This window comes from Nonomuraea recticatena, from assembly GCF_039533245.1.
GTDB classification, from domain to species: domain Bacteria; phylum Actinomycetota; class Actinomycetes; order Streptosporangiales; family Streptosporangiaceae; genus Nonomuraea; species Nonomuraea roseola.
In genome coordinates this window covers 156656-180410 of sequence record NZ_BAAATE010000014.1, presented here as the reverse complement: position 1 = coordinate 180410, position 23755 = coordinate 156656, and the positions used below count along the sequence as shown (strand labels likewise).

Here is a 23755-nt window from a genome sequence, read left to right as displayed (position 1 = left end):
CGCTCGGGGCAGTCGGGCCGTTGGAGCCACCGAGTCAACGCGATGGGGGGCGACCCCACTCCCGGCCCCGGCGCGTTCTGGCGCGTGGTGGCCAGGCGCGACGTGAGATACGTCGACGGGTGGCGGGGTCAGTGCCGGGCTGCGACCTTCGCGAAGGTCTGTTCACGAGGCGGACGTGCGCCGAGGCTCGCGAGGTGCTGGTGGCGGCTCTCGGCCTGGAGCCCGGCGGCGGCGTCGCGGTCGGGTCCGGACCACAGCGGACGGCGGCCGCGCCCGTGTGGGGAGCGCGGCCGCTCGTCATCGACTGATCAGGACGGGGATGCGGCAGTGAGCTTCGCGAAATCGGGGGCGTAGACGGTCATCCAGTGCGGATGCAGCCGGTAGTAGACCACGTCGTTGTCCCAGTCGAAGAGGTCGTCGCCGTAGAAGTCCTTGAAGTAGGCGAGCAGGTCCGGCCAGTCCGGGGCCGGCTCGCCGTCCTGGGGGTTGAGGATCTCCACCGTGCCGTGCGTGAACACGCCCAGGTCCTCCCCGCGCAGGTGCGCGACGCTGGCGGCGGGGCGGACGGCGAGGTGGCGGGCCTTGGCGGCGCCAGGCGCCGTGCCGAAGTGCCACTTCCCGTGCAGGAAGTGCCCGTCCACACCGCTGATCCGGGGCTCGCCCTTCGCCGTCACGGTGGACAGGGCGAGGGTGCACATGCCGGTAAGGACCTGGGTGAGTTGCTCTGCGGTCAGCGTGCGTTCGGTGTTGATGATCGAGCGCAGGTGCGAGGTGGAGCGGGAGAGGGAGGCGTCGAGGAGAGCCTGGAGCTGTTTGAGATCTTCTGCCGTTTCGCGCATGGAGGTCCTTGTCTGTTCGTAGCGTCCGGCGTCTGTTCGTAGGGTCCGGTCCACGGTCGCGATCGACCGCCGACCGGCGCAACCATGCTCGACCCGAAACCCGACACCTTGTGTCGTATTTCGTGCCTCACTTCGAAGCCGGAGGAGATCGCCGCCGGCCGTGACCTGAGCCACCCGGAGTGACGGGTCTGGGCTGCGACACGGCTCCCACCGCCTCGTCACCGAGGTCGAGCCGGGCCGTGACCTTCCCGTAGAGCGTGAGGCCGGCGTCGGCTTCCTGCCAGAACGATCAACATGAGCCTGAAGGAGATCCGTAATTTCGACTACCCGATCCTGCTCTGCGAAAGATGAAGGAGACGAGAACCTTCTACAGGGAACCGACCGACCTGCCCAAGCAGCGCCACCGGACGCTGTTCTTCCGCGATCCCGAAGGCAATGTGATCGAGATCTACGCCGAGTACTGAGCGAGCCTGTCGTCACTGCGCCAGGGGGCCGCGTGTGGGCGGCCTTCGACGGGTCAGGCGCTCTCCTTGTCTTCCAGGCCGGCCGCCTGCCTCATCTCTCTGCTGTCATCGCGCAGGCCTTGGGCGTCCTGGCTCTCGGCCATCTGGCTCATCAGGTCGGCCAGGCCGTCCGCTATGGCGTTGGACGCCGCCCTGACCCACCTGCGCACAAGCGGGTCCGAGGTGCGCGAGGAAGACGTGGCCCGCCTGTCGCCGTTCGTGCGGCACCACATCAACCTGATGGGCCGCTACTCCTTCCACCTCCCGGAAGTGCCTGGCGGGCTCCGCCCGCTAAGTCCCGTGCCGTGAGTAGACGGGTAGCTTTCGAGCCTCGGAACCGGCAACGCTCCTGGGCTCGAGGCGGGCTCCAGCAGGGGCGTTACGCCTCGGCCTTCTCCGGGGTGGAGGAGGTCGGCTGAGGTGTCGCTGGCGCCTGGTGGCGTGCGGTTGTCAGGTGGTAGAGCAGCGCCAAGGTCGTGACACCGGCGGCCGGCAGCCCCAGCGCGGCGGGCACGATGGCAAACCACTTCTGGGCCAGTCCGCCCAGGCCGCCACCGAGAGCTATCCCGACGTAGATGGCCGAGGAGTTGAGACCGAGCAGAACCGGTGCTGCGGCCGGGCTGAGGGCGATGAGTCGGTGCTGTTGGGGCACGACGATGACGCCCAGGGCCGCGCCCCAGATCGCGGCCCATGCCAGGGTGGACACGAGCGTGGCGGTCGCCACCGAAGTGAGGGCAAGGGCGACGGCGGCGATGGTGAGGGAAGCGGTCAACGCGTGCGCGGGGTCGTGCCGGTCGACCAGCCGTCCGGCGATGATGTTTCCGGCCAGGACGCCGATTCCCCAGGCCAGCAGGATGACGGCGAGCAGCGATTCGGAGCCGCCGGTCGCATCCTGCAGGGCCGGGCCGATGTAGGTGTAGAGGGTGTAGGCGCCGAGGAAGACCAGCATGGTGACGGCCATCAGCGCGAGGACCCGGCCCTGCTTGAGCGGGCGCAGCCGGTCGCCCAGTGAGGCAGCCGGGAGCGTCACCTTGGGCAGGCCGGCAGCGATCCCGAGGGCCGCGACGAGGCCGATCCCGGCGACGGCCCACAGGGTGATGTGCCAGTCGGTACGGCCGATCAGCGTGCCGAGAGGAAGACCCAACGCCGTCGCCAGCGTGAGGCCGCCCATCACGAAGGCCAGGGCCCTGCCCCGGCGTTCCGGGGGTGCGATGGCCCCCGCAGTACTGGAGGCGGCCGAGTTGATCATTCCAGCCCCGATCGCGGTGACGATACGGGCGATCATCACCACCCCGTAACTTGTGCCCAGGGCGGTGACAGCGTTGCCGACCACGAAGACACTCAACGCGATCAGCAGCGCGGTCCGCCTGTCCAGTCCACTCGTGAGCGCGCCCATGACGGGCGCCGACAGGGCCATCACCAGGGCGAACACCGTCACCAACTGCCCGGCGGCCGGAGTGGAGACCTGCAGGTCGGTGGCGATGGCCGGGAGCAGGCCCGCGATGACGTAGCTGTCGGTGCCGACGGCGAAGGTCGCCAGGGCCAGCGGAAGAAGTCGTTTCAACACCGGGTGGTGCCACCTTTCCAGAGGAACCTCGGAAGTGCCGAGGGGAACCCTAGGTAATATATGGATGCTTGTCCATGTATCCATGTATTGGTAGCGTGGCGGGTGTGCGGAACACAGGGGGCGGCGATGCGTGAGGTGTCACAACCGGCGACCGAGGCCATCCGGCTGGTGGAGGTGCTGCGCGCTCTGGCCGATCCGGTACGGCTGGACCTCGTCCTGCGGCTCGACCGGATGGGCGAGGACTTCTGCAACGCGATCGGCGCCGAAATCGACGTGCATCAGACGACGCTGTCGCACCACTACCGGGTACTGCGCGAGGCCGGCGTGACGTGGACGAAGGTGCAGGGCCGATCCCGGCTGGTACGGCTGCGCCGAGAGGACCTCGACGCACTGTTCCCCGGCCTGCTCGACTCTGTACTGAGCGCACAGCGCCGAACACGCGACACCACGACCACCGCCACCGTCGAGGCGCCGTAGAACTGCACCCCGGTGAAACCGGCATCGACGAACGCCTGCATGGCCTTCCGCAGGTCGGGGCGGTCCTGCTCGGCAGCGGAGGTCGGCACGGTCACGCTGCTGGCTGCGGTGGCCGGACCGGGGGTGGCCGTTGCGGCCAGCAGCGCGGCCGACAGCGCCGTGACGGCCACGCGAGGACCTTGGTCGCCGGTGGGGAATGGGTCTTCACGGTTCCTCGTCTTCAGTGTCGTGCTCACGGCGAACAGTTCGTCGGGCGATGCGGGAGTGGGTGCCGGTAGGCGGCCGGGTGTCCCGTCAGCTCGCCTCCCGGCACGTCCCCGGGCGTGGTTGTGGTGATCAGGCCTGTGCGCTGCCGAACACCTCGGCGACGAGGCGCTGGGTCGCCTCCTGGAAGGCCGCTCCCATGGACAGGGCGGCGTCGTCCGCGTAGTTGAGCGCGGCGGTCAGGGTCCTGCTGCCGTCAGGCGTGCTGTACATCAGTGCGGCGTGGCCCGCCATGCCGCCGTTGTGGGTGATGACGGTGCCGCCGCCCGGCGTCTCCTGCACGAACACGCCCAGCCCGTAGCCGGCCTTGGACTCCGGCGTGCACATCTCGGCCAGCAGTTCGGCCGGCAGGAGCTTGCCGCCGACCAGCGCGGAGATGAACGTGTGCAGGTCCCGGGTGGTCGAGATCATGTCACCGCCGCTGGAGATCCAGGACGGGTTCTGGCTGGTGACGTCGACCGTCCGGGTCTGGCCGTCCTCCTCGTAGCGGTAGTAGGCGCGGGCGTGCGGGGCGGGGACGTCCGTCTCGCTGGTCGGCTGAATGGTGCCCGTCAGGCCGAGCGGCCCGAGGATCAGCCGGTGCATCTCCTCGGCCACCGAGCGGCCGGTGACCTTCTCGATCAGCAGCCTGGCCAGCACGTAGTTGGTGTTGGCGTAGCTCCAGTCCGTGCCCGGCTCGAACCGCGCCGGCTTGGACAGCGCCAGCCGGACCAGCTCTTCTGGCTGGTAGGTGTGGAAGCGGTTGTCCACCCATTCCTTGCCGGCCATGGTGGCGGGGATGCCCGGCACGAACGTGCCGTCCTCGAAGTACTCGCCGGTGAAGTTGAACACCCCGCTGGTGTGCTGCAGCAGCATCCGCACCGTGATCCGCCGGTCCAGCCCGAACTCGGGCAGGTAGTCGTCCACCGCGGTGTCGAGCCCGATGCGGCCCTCGGCCACCAGTTGCAGCACCACGGTGGCGGTGAACGTCTTGGTGTTGCTGCCGATCCGGACGTGTCCGTCGACCGGCGGCGCTTCGATCCCGCCCAGCTCGGCCACCCCGGCGCTGCCGGTCCAATCCCCGCGCTCGTCGTGCACCCGCAGCGACACCCCGGTGAAACCGGAATCGGCCATCTCCTGAATGACCTTCTGCAGCTCGGGGCGGTCCTGTCCGGCCGCGGCCGGAGCGACGTCGAGGGCTTCGGTGATCTTGCGGGCCATCTCCGCCATGGCAGGGCCTGGCTCGCCCTGCTGAGGCCGGGTGGCGGCATCGACGGCGACCAGGACGGTGCGGCGGAAGTTGTCGGCCTCGGCCGGGTCACGCTCCTGAAGCAAGCTGATGGACGCGGTCAGCGCAGGCAGCACCTGGTCGGCCAGTTCGGCCACCGTCTTGCCGTACTTCACGCCCTTGGGGGCCTTGGCGAGCACGTGCCCGACCGGCCCGGTCGCGGAGGTCAGGGCGATGGAGCCCTCGGTGGCGGCCTTGTGCGCCGAGCCGGCGGCGCCGGCGGCGGACATCAGCGAGACGGCGCCCCAGGCGGCGGTGCGCAGAGTGAGCTTGTCCTGCTCGGAAAAGGTGATCGACATGGTGATGCGCTCCTTCGAGAATCGTTAATCAGGTGAACGGACGGACCGTGGTGTCATCCACCATCGCCGACCGCGCTGATAGCGGGCTGTCCCCGCCCTGACGCGGCCGCTGACACGGCCAGGGAGTCAGTGCGTGATGGGGCTGATCCACTCGGTGAGCTGGACCTTCACGCCGTTGGGGTCGACGAGTTGCATCAGCAGCTCACCCCACGGCTCCCGCCGGAGCGGGATGGTGATGGGGGCGCCTTCGCCGCGCAGCCGCTCGTACTCGGCGGCGAGGCCGGTTGCCGCGAACACCACGATCAGGTCCGCCAGCCCCTGTCCCGGCTGCCATCGCTCGAGGTCGCGCTCGACCATGATCAGGTCGACGGCCCCGTCGTCACGGCCACCGCAACCTCGGCAGTGTGCGTGACCGGCTTGGCGATCGTGGATACGGGCTGACCGGAGCCGGTCGGCAGCTTGACCGGCGCGAGCCGGCCAAGCTCATGCTCGCTTCGTGAACTGCGCGCGCACCCACAGGTAGCCGAGCAACGAGAGCCCGGCGCACCCGGCGATCGCCATGAGGACCGGGCCCGCCGACGGCGGGCCGGTCAGCAGGCCGCGCAGGGTCTCCATGAGTGGGGTGAACGACAGGTGCCGAGCCAATGGCCTCACCCCCGGCCCCTTCTTGCCGACTGGCACAAGTCCGATGATGATCCCGATGGACACGAGGCTCCCGAGCATGACGTCGTAACGGGCCAGCGGGCCCCGCATGGTGTCGCGGAAGCCGACGCCGTTCAGGACGATCTTGCGCTCGTACGCCTTACGCGGCGTCGCGGCCGCAATCACTGAACCGTTCATGGTCGTTAGGGTCGCGGACCGCTCTGACGCCCGGCCGGTGTCGCGCTGACACGGCCGCTGACACGGCCGGCACGGACGCTGACCCGACCGGTCCCGGCGCAGGCATGGGCCTCGCCCCTCGAGCACATGCCTGCAACGCCATCCAACATGCCTTACGTCGTACGCAGCGGCGGACTACGGCTCGGCGCGCTCCCACGGATCTCGAGACGGCGACGGCCATGGCAGATCTTCACGGCCCATCAACCGCACGAACGCGTACGACCACTCCCGGTGGCGGCCGTAGTCGACCTTGTGGTGTTCGGTCGGCCGGGGATCGTCGTCTACCAGGCCGACACGTTGATCGGCCGTGAAGGCATGTTGCATTGAAAGCGTGACCGGGTGTTCGGCCGAGCTCATCGAGTCGGAGGCGGCGTCGTTCGCCCTTGGAAGGCGACTTCGAGCTGCGCGACAACCCCAGATAACGCGGCAGGCCTGTTCCGCCGAAGCCCTCTTGCCTCGCAGGCCTTCTCTGAACTACGAAACGATCATGAATGCTGCTGGTTGTCAGGCCGTTGCCTGCGCGTTCCGAAGCGGGGCTCTCCTGAGAGGAGGTGAGGTCTGGGCCAGGTCACGATAGGCGGGCATGCCGATTCTCTGAACTATAGGGCCGCTCGTCCCAAAGCCTCTGATCTGCGGCTCCCTGAAGCCGAATCGGTGATGCCAGAGGAGTCGCAGCGAGATGCTCCGGAGAGCGAGAGCCGCTCCGCCTGCCGCCTCATTACTGTGACTTCGCATGACCGACACCGAGATTGAGATCACCGCAGACCTGGTCCGCGACCTGCTGCGGGAGCAACATCCAGACCTTGCAGGGCTGGCCATCCGCGAGGTGGCGGGCGGCTGGGGCAACCACATGTGGCGCCTCGGTGACGAGTTGGCCGTGCGCATGCAGCGCATGGACCCCACCCCGGAGCTCCAGCTCAAGGAGCGGCGGTGGCTGCCTGTGCTGGCCCCGCGCCTGCCGCTCCCGGTGCCGACCCCGGTGCGGTTCGGCGAACCGTCCGAGCGCTTCCCCAAGCACTGGACCGTGATGACGTGGGTTCCCGGCGAGCCGCTGGACCACGGCTCGATCAGCCGCGGCGCCCACGCGGCCGGCACGCTGGCGAGCTTCCTCAGGGCGCTCCATGTGGAGGCGCCCGCCGAGGCCCCGGCCAGTTCGGACTTCGGCGCTCACCCCAAGAGGTGCACGGGCGGCTTCGAGCAGTTCTTGCAGGCCATCGACCCCGACGCCGTCGGCGATGTCCGCGCCGTCCGGGCCGTCTGGGCCGATGCCGTCGCGGCCCCCGAGTGGGAGGGCCCGTCGGTGTGGGTGCACGGTGACCTCCATCCCGCGAATGTCGTCGTCTCGGACGGGACCCTCTCGGGCGTGATCGATTTCGGTGCCTTGTTCGCCGGCGATCCCGCGTGGGACCTCGGCGCCGCGTGGGTGCTGCTCCCCGCGGGCGCGGCCGCACGGTTCTTCGACGCGTACGGGCACGCGGACGAGGCAACGATCAGGCGCGCCCGCGGGCTGGCCGCTATGAAGAGCCTCTTCCTGATGCTCATGGGGCAGAACGGAGATCGGGGCCTTCCCGGCGGCAAGCCGAACTGGGGACCTGCAGGCCGGGCGGCACTTGATCGTGTTCTGAAGGGCGTTTGATGCACTCAGCCCGTCTTGTCCCGGTTCTCAGCTTCCCGAACTACGAGCTGGCCGATCCGTGGCATGCCGATGAACACCGGCGAGGCCTCCCGCCGCTCCCTGACGTCAATCTGGCTGATCAGGAGACTTGCTTCACTAGTTGAAACAGTCCTGCTTGGTGAGCGCGATGCCGTACTCGGTGACCTTGCCGTGCGTGACGCCGAAGGTGTAGTAAGCCTCCTTGTTGCCGGGAACCGTGATCACATGAAAGCCGTGGACGTCTTTCTTGATGCGCGGGTAGGCCGCCTTCACCTGCTTGACGGTCGAGCCGATCTTGATGCCTTCCGGGGTTCTCATGCCCTTCGCGGCGAAGATGGCGGCCAGTCCCACGTTCGGCGAGATGTAGATGCCGACCGAGTCTTTGGGGGTCGGGAACTTCTTCAGGTCCCAGCCGGAGCAGCCGCCGTGGCCCGGCCTTTTCTTGACGACGTCCCCCGTCGTCTTGGCCTGCTTGACGGTCATGCCGAGCTTGACGGCGCCATAACCGTAGGGACCCAGCGTCGGCTTCGTCTGGGCGTCCGCCGCGGTGGCGCCGGAGACCAGCAGCGAGCCGGCGAGGAGCGAGGCTCCGATCATCGTCTTCATCATGCTCTGCTTTGACTGCGAATCGCCGGTAAAGGTTTTGAGCAGAGCCACTTTTCCTCTGTTGACGCCGACCCGAGCGGAGGGCCCTGATCAGGCGGTGGGCCGGCTCGCCGAGTTTGCCTTCCCAGCCGGCCCGCGGCTCGACCTCGGCGGCCACGCGGCCGCGCAACCATGCCGCGTGGGCGGGCGGCTGCCGCGCCGGCGCGGCAGCGGGCTCGGTGTGCGGCTTGGCGGCAGGGCTTTCCGCAGTAGCGGGAGGGGTGGCCGGAGCGAGGCGCCGGGCGGGGTGTGCGGCGTCGTGCCGACGACCGTGTCAGGGTTGGGTGTCGAGCCACTCCTGGAAGGTGGGGCCGGCGAGCTTGGCGTGAGGGCTGGGCAGGAACCCGCCGCTGGCGGCGGTCTCGGCATCGGGCATGCCGGAGCCGTCGACGCCGACGACCTTGATGCCCCGGCGGGCGCCGAGGAGGGTGGCCGCCTCGGCCATGATCTCCTTGCGGGGCCCGGCGATCTCGGGGATGGGGGTTCCGGGAGCGGGCTGGGCGGGCGCGTCGGGGTCGGTGGCCAGGTCCACCAGTTCCTCAGCCACGGTACGGCAGGCCACGAGCTGGGTGGGCAGGGCGGGGATGTAGGCGACGTCGCCCTGCTGCCAGTCCAGGAGCTGACCGACGAACTCGTGGAACTGCGCGGCCCGCAGTAGGCGGGCGGGCAGCGGGCCGGACAGGTTGGCCTCCTCGTGCACCTGCTGGGCCGCGATGAAACCGGCGGTGGCCTTGTCGGCGCCGATGATGGAAACGGCGACGATCTGTCCGACTCCTGCGTCCTGGCCGAACTCGTGCAGGTTGCGGGTCGCCGTGCGGAAGAACTCCGTCGCCGCCTGCTGGTCGGAGGAGTGCCACGACGCGACGTCGATGATGACGTCGACCCCGCTGAGGGCTTCCGCGAGGCCCTCAGCGGTGATGATGTCCACGCCGGTGGCCCGGGACATCGGAACGACCTGGTGCCCCCGTTCGGAGAGGACGTCGACGACGTGACGTCCCAGCCGCCCGGTTGCTCCTGCGACCGCGACCTTACGGATGCTCATGTTCCATGCCTTTCTTGGGTGCCAAATGATGTTCGAGTGGTACGACGACGGGGCGATGCGCCGTACTCACAGTTCGTGGAGACGTCTCGTCGGACGGGCAGGGCGTGATGCGGCCACCAGCCGCACCTCCGGGGTGAGGAACGCTTGGTGTGTCCTCACCCCGAGCCCGTTCCGTGTCAGTCGCTGTAGTTCTGGCCGGGCGGCATGCCGGGGATCGGCTTGGCGATGAGAGCGGCGGGGGTGAAGAAGCCGATGTGGGCGATCGCCATGATGAGCGTCCAGAGTGCCTTGTCGTCATAGTGCGCGGACGCCTTGGCGTACAGCTCGTCGGGGACGCGCTCTCCGGACGGGTTCGGGGACAGGACGGCCTCCACCAGCTCCAGCGCGACCCGTTCGGCGTCGGTGAAGTAGGTGGCGTCCCGCCAGGTCGCCACGGCGGTGATGCGCTCCTCTGATTCGCCGGCCTGGCGGAGGTTGCCGGTTTCCCTGATGGTGAAGTACGTGCTGCCGAGGATCTGCCCGGCGCGCAGCTGCAGCAAGTGGATGGTGATCTGCGGAATCGAGCCGTTCTTCATGACCTTGTGCAGGCCTTCGGCGACTACCGCCATCTCGGGAACGAACGGGAGGGGGTTGGGCATGCGCGACCGGAGGTCGGTCGTCGTGGGTGTGGACATGGCGAGGGCCTTCCTTCTCAAACTCAACTCGTGGCGTCGCGTGCCGTACGGATCGTTCGCGCGGCGTCCTGACGAACACGAGACGCCGGCCACCCGCCCCCCGTAACAGCGCTGTCGTGTGACGTGGACCACCGATCGCAGGTGTTACAAAACGGTCGGAAGCGGCGTCTCGTGCATGTGGTAGAGCTAAGTGCGGACAGGCAGGAGCCAGGCATGAGTGAGAGCGGCGAGCGAACGACGGACGCACCGGGGCCGCTCGACCGTGCCGATCGTGTGGACTCCGCTACCGAGGCGTTCGTCGCCCATCGCAACCTGCTGTTCACCGTCGCCTACGAGATGCTCGGTTCGGCCGCCGACGCCGAAGACATCCTTCAGGAGACCTGGCTGCGATGGGTCGACGTCGACCTTGGCACCGTGCGGGAGGAGCGCGCCTACCTGGTGCGGATCGTCACACGGCAGGCGCTGGACCGGCTGCGTGCGCTCGGCCGGCGTAAGGAGTCCTACGTCGGACCGTGGCTGCCCGAGCCGTTGCTGACCGCGCCTGACGTGGCCGAGGACGTGGAGTTGGCCGACAGCGTCTCGATGGCGATGCTGCTGGTGCTGGAGACGCTCCAGCCGATTGAGCGGGCGGTGTTCGTGCTGCGCGAGGTCTTCGATCTGGATTACGACGAGATCGCCGAGGCCGTCGACAAGAGCCCGGCCGCGGTCCGTCAGATCGCCTATCGGGCACGGGCACACGTCGCCGCGCGCCGGCCGCGCGGCACCGGCTCGCCGGCCGAGCACCGAGCCGCCCTTCAGGCTTTCCAACGAGCGGTCGAAACCGGCGAACTGCAGAGCCTGCTCGACATCCTCGCGCCGGACGTCGTCGCCCTGAGCGACGGTGGCGGAGTCAAGCATGCCCTGCTGCGGCCCATCGTGGGGGCCGGCAACGTTGCTCGCTTGCTGGCTGTCGGCTGGTGGAAGCGCGACGCGGAAAGGTCGGTCGAGCTGGTGCAGATCAATGGCGGCCCGGGGCTGCTCGTCCGAGTCAACGGTGAGATCGACGGTGTGCTGGCGGTGCGAGTGGAAAACGGATACGTCACCGGCGCCTACCACGTGCGCAATCCCGAGAAGCTGTCGCGTATTGAACAGCAGACCGCCGTGAGCCGCTGAGGCTGGCCATGTGCCCCTCCGGCCTGGCCCAGGTCGCGGACGGGCCGCCGCTGGCGCTGTTCGCCGACGGGCTCGACACCGCGATCCACCGGCTCGATCCCGGCACGCGGCGATTCCAGCCGATGTCGCGCCTGGAGGGCTGTGCGGCCTCCTTGACGGCCGGCCACTCGGGCGAGGTCGTCGCCGTACTGGCGAGCACGGCCTACGAGCCGAGGAACGTCCACGCGGGCCCGCCCGCCGGTCGGCTCGCCCGGCTCAGCGACACCAGGCCTGAGTTGCGCGAGATCAGGTGGGGAACACAGGAACGCCTCTCCTACCAGGCCTGCGACGGGCTCGGCCTCGACGGGTTGCTGATCCTTCCCGTCGGCAGGGGTCGCGAGGACGGCCCGTTTCCGCTCATCACGCTGGTGCACGGCGGCCCGTACGCCAGGTACGCCGACCAGTTCCTGCTCGGCACGAGCCCGTCGGCGCAGTGGCTCGCGACCGCGGGATACGCGATCTTCCTGCCCAATCCGCGAGGCGGCGAGGGCCACGGGCACGCCTTCGCGGCGGCCGTCGCGGGAGCGGTCGGCATGCAGGAGTGGACGGACATCACCAGCGGCATCGACCTGCTGATCGCCGACGGCATCGCCGACCCCGACCGGCTCGGGATCGGGGGGTGGAGCCACGGCGGGTTCATGGCCGCCTGGGCCGTCGGGCAGACGAGCCGGTTCAAGGCCGCGGTGATGGGCGCGGGCATCAGCGACTGGGGAATGCTCGTCGCCACGGGCGAATGGGGGATCTGGGAAGCGGGGCTGGGCGGCAGTTGCGGCTGGGAGGCGGCCGGCCCGCACCGCCACGACCAGCTCAGCCCCATCTCCTACGCCTCGAGGATCAGCACTCCGGTGCTGATCCTGCACGGCGAGGACGATACGAATGTGCCCGTCGGCCAGTCCACGTACTTCCATCGTGCGCTTCGGCGCTTCGGGGTCGAGTACGAGTTCGTCGTCTACCCGAGGGAAGGCCACGCGATCCTGGAACGCAACCACCAACTCGACGTGCTGCGCCGTACCCGCGCGTGGTTCGATCGCTGGCTGAGCACGCCTGCTGTGTGACCACCTCGGCGCTCGTACGCGCGCGGAAGCGCGTGGCGCAGGCCACCACATGCGGACCCGAGACCGGTCGCCGTCACGGCGACCGGCCCTCGTGGTGTCGCTATTTCCATTCCCACACCTGGGCGCTGGTCTTCCCACTGTCGTCCACTTCGTACTCGAAGAGGCCGATGGCGCCGTTGACCTGGACGAGGCGCTGGGAGTCCGTGCGGTAGAAGATCGCGCCCCGCCAGACGGTCCTGCCCCCCTCCACGAAGCGGCCGACGCCCTGCCCCTTCCAGGTGACCATGTCGCCGTCCGCGGTCATCAGGACACCCTGCCCCTCGCCGGCCAACGTCCCGCCGGGACGCGGCATGGCCACGTAGGTGCCCGTTTCTGTGATGTCGGCAGCGAGGAGCTGGCCCTTGGCCTCGTACGTGACCTCCACGGCCGGCGTGCCGCCCTCCTCGAAGGGCAGGACCCGCCTTCCCGTGATCTGTCCCTGATGCTGTCCCAGAAGATCGCCCAGCATGCGAACCCCCCATTCTCTCGATCTGCGTCCCCGATGCCCGGCCTGTTCCGATGCCAAGCAAGACCTCAGGCAACGGCTGGGTCATGGCAGGGCCGGCGCCACGCGCGGGGGCCCGTCATCCGCAGGGCGGCCGGTAGGGCACGCCGGGAATGTGCCTGGCCCACTGCGCCCGGGTGAGCCGGGGGTGGGCGAGCGCGCAGACCCGCCCGGCGACCCGCTCGTGGTCGGTGTCCCACAGCCGTACCGTGGCGTCGACGCTCCCCGAGGCGAGCGCGCCGTCCTGGCCGAACGCCACCGCGTAGACGCGGTCGGTGTGACCGCTCAGCACGGCCGGGGCGCCTGTCGGGTGGGCGCCCGCGACCTGCCACAGCCGTACGGTGCCGTCGAAGCTGCCCGAGGCGAGCGTCCGGCCGTCCGGGGCGAACGAGAGGTCGGCGACGGCGTTGGTGTGGCCGGTCAGGGTGGGGAGGGGGAGGGGACGGCGGGGGTCGGTGACCTTCCACAGCCGGGCCGTGCCGTCGAAGCCGGCGGAGGCCAGGATGTCTCCCCGAGGAGCGAACGTCACGTCGTTGACGGCGTTGGAATGACCCGTCAGGGTGGCGAGCGGAAGAGGACCGCGGGGATCGGTGACGTTCCACAGCCGCACCGTCCTGTCGGCTCCGGCGGTGGCGAGCGTGTCGCCGTCAGGGGCGAACGCCACGGAGTAGACGGTGTCCGCATGGCCGGTCAGTGTGGCGAGGGGGAGCGGGCGGCGGGGATCGGTGACGTCCCAGAGCCGCACTGTCCTGTCTGCTCCGGCGGTGGCGAGCGTCTCGCCGTCAGAGGTGAACGCCACGGAGTAGACGTTGTCCGCATGGCCGGTCAACGTGGACAGCGGTGCGGGCCTGCCCGGCACGCCGACGTCCCACAGCCGCACCGTCCGGTCGAGGCTCGCGCTGGCCAGCGTCCTGCCGCCGGGTCCGAACGCCAGCCCGACGACGCCGTCGGTGTGGCCCGGCAGCTCGGCCAGCGGCCTGGGCTCGCCGGGGACGCCGACGTCCCACAGCCGCGCCGTCCGGTGGCTGCCGGTGGCGAGGGTACGGCCGTCCGGGCTGAACCCCACGGCGTACACCGTGCCGCTGTTCCCGCCGAGCAGCGGGCCAGGGACGTCCCAGAGCCGGGCGGTGGCGTCCCTGGCGGCGGAGACCAGCGTGCGGCCGTCCGGGCCGAACGCCACCGCGAAGACGGTGTCGGCGTGTCCGCGCAGCACGATCGGATCACCGGCGTCGCGCACGTCGGTGACATCCCACAGCCGGACGGTGAAGTCGTAGCCGCCGGTGGCCAGGGTCCGGCCGTCGGGGCTGAAGGCCGCCGCGGCGATCCCGCCGCCCTCCTCGGTGAGCGTGGCGAGCGGCTTCGGGCGCCGTGGGTCTGCGACGTCCCACACGCGCAGGGTGTCGTCGAAGCTCCCGGTGGCCAGGGTGCGGCCGTCAGGGCTGAAGGCAGCCGACAGGACGGGGCCGGTGTGGCCGCGGAGCATGGGAAGCGCGACGGGGCGCCGCCGGTCGGTGAGGTCCCACAGGCGTATGAGGCCGTCGGATCCCGCGGTGGCCAGCGTGCGCCCGCGGGGGGCGAGCGCGACCGTGGGCGAGGCGTCCTGCCCTCCGTCCAGTTCGGCCAGCGGTTGGGGACGGTTCGGGTCCGCCACGTCCCACAACCGCACCAGCCGGTCGTGGCCGGCCGTGACGAGCGTCCGCCCGTCGGAGCCGAACACCACCCGCCGGACGTCGCCGGTGTGGCCGGACAGGGTGGCCGCCTGCCGGGGCCGCCCCGGGACGGTGAGGTCCCACAGGCGCGCCGTGTCATCCTCTCCGCCGGTCGCCAGCACCCTGCCGTCGGGGCTGAACGCCACGGAAAGGACGCCCCCCGTGCTGTCGCCGAGCGTGGCCAGGACGGTGGGGCGGCGGGGGTCGGCCATGTCCCACAGGCGCAGCGTGCGATCGGTGCTGCCGGTGGCGAGCAGCCGCCCGTCAGGGCTGAACGCGGCGGCGTAGACGGCGTTGGTGTGACCGTTCAGCCGGGTCGCGTAGGGACCGGCCAGGGCGCTGAGCAGGCTGCCGCGCGCCTCGGGGCCGGGGACGAGGCGGTAGGCGGCCAGGCTGAGCTGGGCGGCCAGCGCCGGGTCGGTGGTCCGCAGCGCTCCGGTCTCGGCGCTCAGCTTGAGTGACAGCGCCGCGTCGCGTTGCCCGGTGGCCGTTCGCTGGGCGTGGAAGGCGAAGCCGGAGGCCCCGAGGGCCATGGCGAGCAGGACGCCCAGGGCGACGATCGTCTGGTACATGCGCCGCGTGCGGCGACGGGCGTGGTGCGCGCTGGCGTCCAGGAACGCGCGCACCGGCGGCGGCAGGTCACGGCCGGCGGCCCACTCCTGGGCCGCCAGCAGGCGGGCGCCGCGGTAGAGGGCGTCGGGGTCGCGGTGGTCACGTTGCCACGCGGCGGCGGTGGCGGCCAGCTGACGGCCGGCGAGGAGGCCTGCGCGGTCGACGCTCAGCCATGCCCGCAGCGCCGGCCATGCCGTGAGCAGGGCCTCATGGCTGATCTCGACGCTGTCGGTGTCGGCGGTGACGAGGCGCTGCGCGATGAAGCGATCGAGCACGTCCTCCGCCTCGGCCGCCCGCGCGTCGCCGTAGCCAGCCAGCAGTTCGGCGGTGGCGACCCTGCGGCGGGTGTCGGCGGTGTCGGGGGCGACGTGCACCAGATCGAGCAGAAGGCGGCGCGCCAGCTCGCGCCCAGGTTCGGTCAGCCCGTCGTAGACCTCGCTCGCGCTGGCCGCCACGGCGCCGTCGAGGCCGCCGACCTCGTGATATCCGGCGACGGTGAGACGCCTTCCGCGCCCCTGCCGCCATGCGGCGTACAACACGTGGGACAGCAGCGGCAGCACGCCCGCGCTGTGAGCGGCCTCGCCCCCGCCGCGGGGGGCGACCTCCTTGACCAGCAGCTCGACGAGTCCGTCCTCGATGTCGATCTTCGCCATCCGCGCGGGTTCCGTGATCGCCTCGCGCAGCTCCGCCTCGTTCATGGGCCCGACGGCCAGCTGCCCCTCCTGCACCGCGGCGACCAGCTCGGGGTAGCGCAGCACGGGGGCGTAGAAGTCGGCCCGCAGCCCGAGGACCACCAGCGCCCCGCCCGAGGCCAGAGCGCACAGCGCGGCGACGAGGGCCCGCCGCTCGTCCTCGTCGCCGCACATGGTGAACACCTCCTCGAACTGGTCGACCACGAGGACGAGGGGAGCGCCAGACGCGGCGGCTTCGCGCGCGTGGGCGCAGCAGTGCAGGGGATCCGTCCTGATCGCTGCGGCGATCTCCTCCTGCGGGGTGCCGGTGAGCGCCGCCAGCCTGGCGGCCAGTTCGTCCACCGGACGCGCGCCGGGGACGCAGAGCGCCACGGGCCAGTCCTCCGCGCCGGGCAGCTCGCCCGCGCGCAGCGCCGCGATCAGGCCGGCGCGCAGCAGGGACGACTTGCCGGACCCCGACGGCCCCACCACGACCTGCAGGCCTCCGCCCGCCTCCCGCAGCCCGGCCAGACGTGCGACCAGCCGGGCGGTCAGCTCGCGCCTGCCGAAGAACCACCCGGCGTCCTCGACCTGGAAGGTCGCCAGGCCCCGATACGGCTCCGGTCCGACCGACTGGCGTCCCGGTGCACGCCGCGTCCTGAGCCAGGCGCGCATCCACGCCTCCAGCGTCTCGCCTTCGGCGACCCCGCACGCCTCCAGCACCCGCGCCAGCAGGTCGCGCGACGCCGCGGAGGGAAGGCCCCGGCCGGAGAACCAGTCGCCGACGGTGCTGTGCGCGCCCTGGCCGCCGGCCTTCGCCGCCACCTGCCGGACCGTCAGGCCCGCCTGCTCGCGCAGCAGCGAGAGCTCGCGGGCGAAGTCCCGCCGATCCCGCACCCGGCCGGGGTCGGGCGTCTCGGGTCCTGGGGCGGGGGAGTGGGGCAATTTCGGTCTCCTTCACGGGTCGGCACATCAGTACGTCGCCGGGGGACGGCGGAGGGTTACAGGGACGGATGTCCCGAAAGTCCTGTACGGCCTTGTACGGACAATCCCGTAGCGCTGTTCAAGGGCCCGAAACTCCCTGATCGTCGACACGGCAGCGACCGAACAGCCGGCCGGGGGCGTCCGCGTCCGGCGCGCCCCTCGCGGCGATCACCCTCCACGCGCAAGGAGCAGCCACATGCGATTACCACCAGGAGCCGCCCGCACCCGTAGCCCGCGCGGGCGCTCACGGGCGGCCGCCGTGCTCGTGGCCGCCATGCTGGTGGCCGCCGTGCTGTCGGGCCTGTCACCCGTCGCCCCCGCCGCCCCCGCACACGCCGACGCGGGCCAGGTGTGCCGGGTGGCCTTCGCCGTCACCACCGGTGGGGACGGATTGCACAACGACTCCCTCGAGACCGTGACGCTGGGCGGCGCGGCGTTCCTGTTCGAGGACTGGAACGGCGACGGCGCCGACGACACGCCTCCCAAGCCCTTCCACCAGGGAGGCACCGGCGACAGGCCGCACACCACCTTCACCTGGAACGCCCACCTGTCGCCGTGCGTGCCGGCCAGCGCGCTGCTCGACGGCTTCACCTTCCACCACCTCACGACGGCGCCCAACTGGGAGGCGGACAACTGGGACCTGAAGGCGCTCAGGATCGTCGATCGCGACAGCGGTTTCGTCTACGTCGACCGCCCTCCCTCGGGGGCGCTGCTCCACCGCTTCTACAAGAACTCCGACCAAACCTGGAACACCAACGAGGGGCGGCCCGACACGGACACCGACGGCGACGGTCTGACCGACCGCATCGAGTTGCTCGGCATCCCCCGCCCTGACGGCACCCGCGACACCTGGCTGCCCGAGCACGACGCGGATCCCTGCAGGAAGACGATCGCCGTCGAGATCGACTGGCTCGACGACGGGCAGGACTCCGACCGGCCGTCGGCCGGCGCCCTGGCGGAGGCCCGGCACATGTTCGACAGCGCGCCGGTCAACCCGGCAGGGCTCTGCCCGTACGGTCCCACCCCCAGGCCGGGCATCCAGCTGCTGACCGACGAGTCGACCGCCATCAGGGTGACCGCGGCCGAGCGCAGGCGGTACCTGTTCATCGAGGGGGCGGACGGGCGGACCGATTTCGATCGCTACCGTGCAGGCAACTTCGCCGACGTCCGGAACGGCTTCTTCTTCTACTCGCTGTGGGGCTACCAGTACAGCGACTCGGGAAGCAGCGGCCACTCGCACGCCGGCGGGCGCAGCACCGACTTCATCGTCACACTGGGATCGTGGGGCGACACCTCCGACCGCGTGCAGAGCGGCACGTTCGTCCACGAGCTGGGTCACGCGCTCGGGCTCTCCCACGGCGGTGGCGATGACGTCAATCACAAGCCGAACTACCTGTCCGTCATGAGCTACACCTATCAGCTCATCGGGGTGCCCGACCTGAGCGCCTGGGAGGCGGCCGTCGGGCGCATGGGCGACGACGTGGACGCCGACATCTGGAGTGACACGGTCCGGTCGGTGAGTTCGATCGACTACTCGCGGGAGAAGCTGGCCGACCTCCGTCTGGCGCGGCTCGTCGAGAGCAGGGGCGTCGGAGCCGGCACCGACCTGCTGGCGGCGTGGCGGGACGAGAAGCTGGTCCAGCGGGTGGGCGACGCGTCCAAAGGCATCGACTGGAACTGGAGCTCGCGGGGTGCCGCCGATCCCGATCCGTCCCACGAGGTGGGGGTCAGCCTCATGAGCTGGACGCAAGTGTGCGTCTCTCCCGAGGACCCGGCAGGCTCGCAGGACGGCCTGGACTCCCCGCGCGACCCTGCGGACATGCCGTTCGGCAACCGGATCGTCACCGGTCCCGACGACCAGTGCTCGACCCCGGCCCTGAACGGCGACACCCAGGTGCAGCCACCCGGGTTCCGCTACCCGGGCAAGGACCAGACGTTGAGCGGGTTCGACGACTGGGAGGCCATCAGCTTCCCCATCGGGGTCTCTCCCGACGCGGGCGCACCGGCTCCCGAGACGCACGAGCCTGAGCTGACCGAGGAGGAAGGCGAACGCATCGTCTCGGACCTCGTCGACGCGCTCGTCGCTTCCGTCGCGCCGGCGGCCTCACCCTCCCCGCGCTGGGGCTATGCCTACATGGACCAGGCGACGGCACCGCTGAACGTGGAGACGGCCCTGAACCCGACGTTCCAGTGGACCACGGGCAGGCTCGACGCCTCGACCGCGGGTCACCGGGCGACGGTGCGGCGCACGGGGACCGGCGCCTACGAGGTCCGCCTGCCGGACGTCGCCTCGCCGACCGGCGTCGCGCACACCACCGCCTACCGGACGCTGTACAGAGGCCGGACGTGCTCGGTGGTCGGACAGGAGCCCTCCGGCCCTGACGAGGTGATCCGGGTGGCCTGCTTCGACCATGCCGGGGCGCCCGTGGACTGGTGGTTCACCGTGTTCTTCGCCGCGCCCGCCGACGGCGAGGCACCCTACGCCACCGTCCGCTACAACCCGCCAGGAGGCGCGGGAGACCTCGCCCCCGTGCGGAACGACGGGACGTTCAACTCCGCAGGCGGCGTCAACCATGTCCGTCACGAGGGGACGGGCCGGTACACGGCGGTGCTCAAGGGCGCGCCGTACGCCGCCGACAGGGGATACGTCCAGGTGACCGCGTACGGCTCGGGGACGCCCGCGCGCTGCCACCAGGAGGGGACCGCGGCCGCCGGCGGCGACGCCCTCGAAGTGACGGTCGGCTGCTACGCGATCGGCGAGGACAGCACGCCCCGCAGGATCAACTCTCCGTGGGTCCTGTCCTTCGTGGAGGGGGCCGGGCTGCACCGTGACGCGTCGGCGCCCGCCGCCTACGTCACGACCACGGGTGACGTGGGCGACCCGCAGGTCGACACCCGCCGCTCCTACAGCGCCGACGGCGAGACCCCGACCGTCAGCCGTCTCGGGGCGGGCTGGTACCGGGTCGCCTACACCGGGATCGGCAAGCTCGGCGACAGCGCCCAGGTGTCGTCCCTGAGCCCCGGCCGGTACTGCCATCTGGGCAACATCAACTCCCATTCCGCTCCGCCCAAGCTCCTGGTGGACGTCTACTGCCACTCGGCGGCGGGCACCGGAGCCGACGCCCGCTTCGGAATCGCCTACCTCAGGGCCCCCTAGCAGGGGGCTCGCTTCCCACAGCGTGGGCCGCGGCCGTGAAGACCGGCCGCGGCCCGCGCCCGTACCCCGGGGCGGGCGACCAGCACGATGACGACCATGGAAGGAACACCTGTTGACCGGCTCGGAAACGGCTGACCCGCCTCCGCGCACGCGCGAGACCGTGCTGTTCACCGGTCTCGGGGTGATCGCGGACACGGCGGCCGTGGCGCAACTCGTCACCAGCGGATCGGTGACGGGCATTCTCGTCACCGGCCTGCTGGCCGCCCTGCTGGGGTTCGTCCTGCTGCTCCGGCGGCTCGGCGAGCCGCTGCGCGTAGGAGACCTGCTCCTGGCCCTGCTGATCGCCGTCGGGTCAGGGACCGCGGGCGCGGCCATGGACCGGCTCTTGACGACTCCCGCCTCCGGCGTGGCGGCCGCCCCGGTCAACGGCGCGGTCTCCGTCACGCCGAGCCAGGCCGCGGACGGCGTCCCCCCCGGTGACGATGCCGCCTCCCCGGCGTCGCCGTCGTCCTCGGGGACGACCCCGGCCTCCACCTCGACCCCGACCTCGACCCCGTCCCCGACCCCGTCCCCGACGGTGTCCGGTGGCGGCGTCATCAACAAGGGGGAGGTCACACTGGCCGACCACGACTACCTCGACCTCGAGAGCGGCGTCGTCAGCGAGGTGAACGCCACGGTGGACATCCTCTACGACGCCCCCTACACCGACATATGGACCAAGGGCGGTGGCGAGCTGTGGATCACACCGTTCGCCGGGACCCCGACGATGACCGCCTGCGACGAGCAGCTTCGGCGTCGCCACTACGGCAGCGTCGGCGCCGAGAAGAACGCCTGGTTCTGCCTGGAGACCACCGAGCAGAACATCGGGGCCGTGCGGGTCGTCGAGATGCCCACGCGGGACGAGGGCATCGTCCTCGCCTACATCGTCTGGCGGCGTTGACCCGCGGCCGCGGTGGCCGTTTGTCGGTAGCCTGTCGGCCATGTTGCACGGGAGGCAGGCCGAGCGGACGCTCGTCGTCGAGCTTCTCGCGGGTGCCCGCGCGGGCATGAGCGGCGCCCTGGTGATCCGTGGTGAGCCGGGCATCGGCAAGACCGCGCTGCTGGAGTCCATCGCCACGCAGGACGACATGCAGGTGCTGCGCGGAGTGGGGATCGAGTCGGAGGCCGAGCTCTCCTTCAGCGGACTGCACCTGCTGCTTCATCCGGTCCTGTCGCGCCACCTGCCCGCCCTGCCGGGCCCGCAGCGGCAGGCGCTGGAGGGGGCGTTCGGGCTGGCGCAGGGCCCGCCGGCCGACCGCATGCTGGTCGGACTGGCCGTTCTCACGCTCCTGTCGGAGCTGGGGGAGAGCTCTCCCGTCCTGTGCGTGATCGATGACGCCCAGTGGCTGGATCGTCCCTCTGCCGAGGCGCTGCTGTTCGCGGCCAGGCGACTGAGCGCCGAGGACGTGGCCATGATCTTCGCGGTCCGTGACGGCGAAGCGCCCTTTCCCACGCAGGGGCTGGCCGAGCTGCGGCTCGGCGGGCTGTCTGCCGAGGCCGCCGCCGCACTGGTCGACGAGCGAGAGCGCGATCTCAGCCCCGAGGTACGGCGGCGCGTGCTCGCCGAGGCCGGCGGCAATCCGCTGGCGCTGATCGAGCTGCCCGCGGCGCTGCGCTCCCTTCCGCCGACCGGCGAGCTGCCGCTGACCAGCCGCCTGTTGCGGGCCTTCCACGCCCAGGCCGTCCGGCTGCCGGCACCGAGCAGGGACCTGCTGCTGGTGGCGGCGGCCGACGACACGGGAGATCTGAGCGTGCTGCTCCGTGCGGCGGCCGCGCTCGGTGCCGGGATCGAGGATCTGCCCGTGGCGGAGAAGGCCGGGCTCCTGCGCGTCGAGGGCAGGAACGTGTCGTTCCGCCATCCTCTCGTTCGCGCCGCCGTCTACCAGGGCGCCCCGCTCGACCGGCGGCTGCGCGCGCATCGGGCGCTGGCCGAGGCGCTGACGGAGCCGGAGCACCCGGACCGGCGGGCCTGGCACCTGGCCTCCGCGGCGACGGGTCCCGACGCTCAGGTGGCGGCCGAGCTGGCCCGTACCGCCCGGCTGGCCGCGGCGCGCAAGGGGTACGCGGCAGCGGCGGCGGCCTATGAGCGGGCGGCGCAGCTCGCGCAGGACGCCGACGAGGGCACGCTGCTGCTGGCCAGCGCGGCCGACACCGCGGCCGAGGCGGGGGAGCTCGTCAGGGCGCAGACACTGGCCGAGCGGGCGGTGACGCGGGCGCGCGATCCTGAGCAGCGCGCCGCGCTGCTCAGGATCCTGGCCAACGCGGCCGCCGGACGCGGCTTCCTGCGGGAGGCCCACCGCCTGCAGTCGGCGGAGGCCGCCAGGCTGGCCGGCGCCGACCCGCGCCAGGCGGTGGAGATGATGATGGACGCGCTGCACACCGCCTGGTTCGCCGGAGATCAGGAGCTGACCGCCGCCACCGCCGCCCAGTTGGAGGCGCTCACCCTGCCTGACGGCGATGCCGCATGGCCGGTGCTCAGGCTCCAGCGCTGGCTCGCCTCCCTCGGCACCGGACAGCCCACAGGACGGCTGGAGCACCTGGCGGACGTCGTCGACCAGGCTGCGGCGCTCCACCGGCACAGCGCGCGCGACCTGCTGCTGATCTGCCAGGCCGGCCTGCTGGGCGGGCTGGAGACGCAGGCGCTCGAGCTGGTGGCCGGCATCGTCGCCCGCTCGCGTGAGGAGGGCAAGGTCGGCGTGCTGCCGTCCGCACTGTGCTACCTGGCGGTCGCGCAGACCTTTCTCGGCCGATATCGCGACGCGACGACCAGCGCCTCCGAGGCGTGCGACATCGCCACGGACACCGGTCAGCCGCACTGGGCCGGCCACGCCCGCGGCGTCCTGGCCTATCTGTCGGCCGTCACCGGTGACAGGGAGAGCTGCCAGGAGCTGGCCGGTCTGGCCCTGGAGGACCAGGGGGAGCGCGCTCTCGGGCACCGGGCCAGGTGGGCGCTGGGCCTGCTCGAACTCGGGCACGGACGGGCGCAGGACGCGCTGGAGCACCTGATGGTCCTCTACCGCGGTCCCGCCGCCCACCAGCTGCCCGCCGAGCGCAGCCTGCCCGACCTGGTCGAGGCGGCGGTACGGCTGGGCGAGAGCGACCTGGCCGCCGAGGCGCTGGCCCGCTTCGACGTGGTGGCGCGAAGGGCGCCGCAGCCGTGGATCGAGGCGCTGCTGCACCGCGGCCGGGCGCTGCTGACCCCGGACGACGACACCTTCGCCCGCGCCCTGCGCCTGCACGAACAGGACAGCCGCCCCTTCGACCACGCCCGCACCCGGCTGCTGTACGGCGAGTATCTGCGCAGGACCCGCAGGAAGGCCGAGGCCAGGCGACAGCTCGCCGCCGCGCTGGAGGGCTTCGACCGGATCGGCGCCAGACCGTGGGCGGACCGGGCGCAGGCCGAGCTGGAGGCCGGCGGCGCCGGGCTGACCCAGCGCAGGAGCCCCGGTGTGCTGGCGCTGCTCACCCCGCAGGAGCTGCAGATCGTACGGCTGGCCGCGCAGGGGCTCGCCAACCGCGACATCGCCGCCCAGCTGTTCCTCAGCCCGCGCACGGTGGGCCACCACCTGTACAGGGCCTTCCCCAAGCTGGGCGTGGGCTCGCGTCAGGAACTGGCCGCTCTCCTGCTCTCCGAGCAGTAGGGCACGACTGATACCGGCTCGCGCGACCGGCCGGCGATTAAG

General features: G+C 71.2%; 21 protein-coding genes. 9 read left to right on the top strand and 12 right to left on the bottom strand.

The window, feature by feature from the left end:
* Positions 1–119: 119 nt before the first annotated feature.
* Positions 120–308 (top strand): hypothetical protein, encoded by a 189-nt coding sequence (locus tag ABFX50_RS26200; RefSeq protein WP_346149991.1) that lies wholly within the window; start codon positions 120–122, stop codon positions 306–308.
* Here the strand turns inward: ABFX50_RS26200 and ABFX50_RS26195 are convergent, their stop codons facing one another.
* Both ABFX50_RS26195 and ABFX50_RS26190 read right to left on the bottom strand, forming a co-directional pair.
* Positions 309–839: a pyridoxamine 5'-phosphate oxidase family protein gene (locus ABFX50_RS26195; protein WP_346149990.1), complete on the bottom strand. Its 531-nt coding sequence runs from the start codon at positions 837–839 to the stop codon at positions 309–311.
* 517 nt (positions 840–1356) lie between these two features.
* Positions 1357–1512 carry a hypothetical protein gene (locus ABFX50_RS26190; RefSeq protein WP_346149989.1) on the bottom strand — a complete coding sequence of 52 codons (156 nt, stop codon included), beginning with the start codon at positions 1510–1512 and terminating at the stop codon, positions 1357–1359.
* Between ABFX50_RS26190 and ABFX50_RS51405 the strand changes: the two genes are divergently transcribed.
* Positions 1478–1651 (top strand): Tn3 family transposase, encoded by a 174-nt coding sequence (locus ABFX50_RS51405; protein WP_379503736.1) that lies wholly within the window; start codon positions 1478–1480, stop codon positions 1649–1651. The genes ABFX50_RS26190 and ABFX50_RS51405 overlap by 35 nt on opposite strands.
* Before the next feature lie 70 nt (positions 1652–1721).
* Here ABFX50_RS51405 and ABFX50_RS26185 read toward each other — a convergent pair whose 3' ends face one another.
* Positions 1722–2909, bottom strand: coding sequence for an MFS transporter (locus tag ABFX50_RS26185; protein WP_346149988.1), 1188 nt, complete (start codon positions 2907–2909; stop codon positions 1722–1724).
* A 126-nt stretch (positions 2910–3035) separates the two neighbouring features.
* Here ABFX50_RS26185 and ABFX50_RS26180 point away from each other — a divergent pair, with 126 nt between their 5' ends.
* Positions 3036–3386: an ArsR/SmtB family transcription factor gene (locus ABFX50_RS26180; protein WP_346149987.1), complete on the top strand. Its 351-nt coding sequence runs from the start codon at positions 3036–3038 to the stop codon at positions 3384–3386.
* 336 nt (positions 3387–3722) lie between these two features.
* Here the strand turns inward: ABFX50_RS26180 and ABFX50_RS26175 are convergent, their stop codons facing one another.
* From ABFX50_RS26175 to ABFX50_RS26160, 4 genes are all read right to left on the bottom strand, one after another.
* Positions 3723–5216: a serine hydrolase domain-containing protein gene (locus tag ABFX50_RS26175; protein ID WP_346149986.1), complete on the bottom strand. Its 1494-nt coding sequence runs from the start codon at positions 5214–5216 to the stop codon at positions 3723–3725.
* Positions 5217–5342: 126 nt separating this feature from the next.
* On the bottom strand, positions 5343–5573 hold the full coding sequence (locus ABFX50_RS26170; protein WP_346149985.1) for a VOC family protein: 231 nt from the start codon (positions 5571–5573) through the stop codon (positions 5343–5345).
* Positions 5574–5699: 126 nt separating this feature from the next.
* A complete protein-coding gene (locus tag ABFX50_RS26165; RefSeq protein WP_346149984.1) occupies positions 5700–6056 on the bottom strand; it encodes a hypothetical protein in 357 nt (118 codons plus the stop codon).
* A 174-nt stretch (positions 6057–6230) separates the two neighbouring features.
* Entirely contained in the window at positions 6231–6452 is a 222-nt protein-coding gene (locus tag ABFX50_RS26160) for a hypothetical protein (RefSeq protein ID WP_346149983.1), read from the bottom strand.
* A 376-nt stretch (positions 6453–6828) separates the two neighbouring features.
* Here ABFX50_RS26160 and ABFX50_RS26155 point away from each other — a divergent pair, with 376 nt between their 5' ends.
* Positions 6829–7731, top strand: coding sequence for an aminoglycoside phosphotransferase family protein (locus ABFX50_RS26155; RefSeq protein ID WP_346149982.1), 903 nt, complete (start codon positions 6829–6831; stop codon positions 7729–7731).
* Positions 7732–7866: 135 nt separating this feature from the next.
* On the opposite strand, the gene ABFX50_RS26150 is transcribed toward ABFX50_RS26155, so the two are convergent.
* The 3 genes from ABFX50_RS26150 to ABFX50_RS26140 form a co-directional block, all read right to left on the bottom strand.
* Positions 7867–8406, bottom strand: coding sequence for a hypothetical protein (locus ABFX50_RS26150; RefSeq protein WP_346149981.1), 540 nt, complete (start codon positions 8404–8406; stop codon positions 7867–7869).
* 262 nt (positions 8407–8668) lie between these two features.
* Positions 8669–9436 (bottom strand): SDR family oxidoreductase, encoded by a 768-nt coding sequence (locus ABFX50_RS26145; RefSeq protein ID WP_346149980.1) that lies wholly within the window; start codon positions 9434–9436, stop codon positions 8669–8671.
* 176 nt (positions 9437–9612) lie between these two features.
* On the bottom strand, positions 9613–10110 hold the full coding sequence (locus ABFX50_RS26140) for a carboxymuconolactone decarboxylase family protein (RefSeq protein ID WP_346149979.1): 498 nt from the start codon (positions 10108–10110) through the stop codon (positions 9613–9615).
* A 213-nt stretch (positions 10111–10323) separates the two neighbouring features.
* Here ABFX50_RS26140 and ABFX50_RS26135 point away from each other — a divergent pair, with 213 nt between their 5' ends.
* Both ABFX50_RS26135 and ABFX50_RS26130 read left to right on the top strand, forming a co-directional pair.
* Positions 10324–11262, top strand: a complete 939-nt coding sequence (locus tag ABFX50_RS26135; protein WP_346149978.1) for an RNA polymerase sigma-70 factor — start codon at positions 10324–10326, stop codon at positions 11260–11262.
* Positions 11263–11270: 8 nt separating this feature from the next.
* Entirely contained in the window at positions 11271–12356 is a 1086-nt protein-coding gene (locus tag ABFX50_RS26130) for an alpha/beta hydrolase family protein (RefSeq protein ID WP_346149977.1), read from the top strand.
* Positions 12357–12456: 100 nt separating this feature from the next.
* Here the strand turns inward: ABFX50_RS26130 and ABFX50_RS26125 are convergent, their stop codons facing one another.
* A complete protein-coding gene (locus tag ABFX50_RS26125) occupies positions 12457–12864 on the bottom strand; it encodes a hypothetical protein (protein WP_346149976.1) in 408 nt (135 codons plus the stop codon).
* A gap of 115 nt (positions 12865–12979) precedes the next feature.
* Positions 12980–16837 carry an nSTAND1 domain-containing NTPase gene (locus ABFX50_RS26120; RefSeq protein ID WP_346149975.1) on the bottom strand — a complete coding sequence of 1286 codons (3858 nt, stop codon included), beginning with the start codon at positions 16835–16837 and terminating at the stop codon, positions 12980–12982.
* Between the two features lie 235 nt (positions 16838–17072).
* On the opposite strand from ABFX50_RS26120, the gene ABFX50_RS26115 reads away from it, so the two are divergent.
* The 3 genes from ABFX50_RS26115 to ABFX50_RS26105 all read left to right on the top strand — a co-directional run bounded on the left by ABFX50_RS26115 (position 17073) and on the right by ABFX50_RS26105 (position 23713).
* The gene (locus tag ABFX50_RS26115) at positions 17073–20033 is read left to right on the top strand and encodes a hypothetical protein (protein WP_346149974.1); all 2961 of its coding nucleotides are present in this window, start codon (positions 17073–17075) and stop codon (positions 20031–20033) included.
* A 112-nt stretch (positions 20034–20145) separates the two neighbouring features.
* Positions 20146–20973, top strand: coding sequence for a hypothetical protein (locus ABFX50_RS26110; RefSeq protein WP_346149973.1), 828 nt, complete (start codon positions 20146–20148; stop codon positions 20971–20973).
* Between the two features lie 40 nt (positions 20974–21013).
* Positions 21014–23713, top strand: coding sequence for an ATP-binding protein (locus ABFX50_RS26105; RefSeq protein ID WP_346149972.1), 2700 nt, complete (start codon positions 21014–21016; stop codon positions 23711–23713).
* Positions 23714–23755 lie beyond the last annotated feature (42 nt).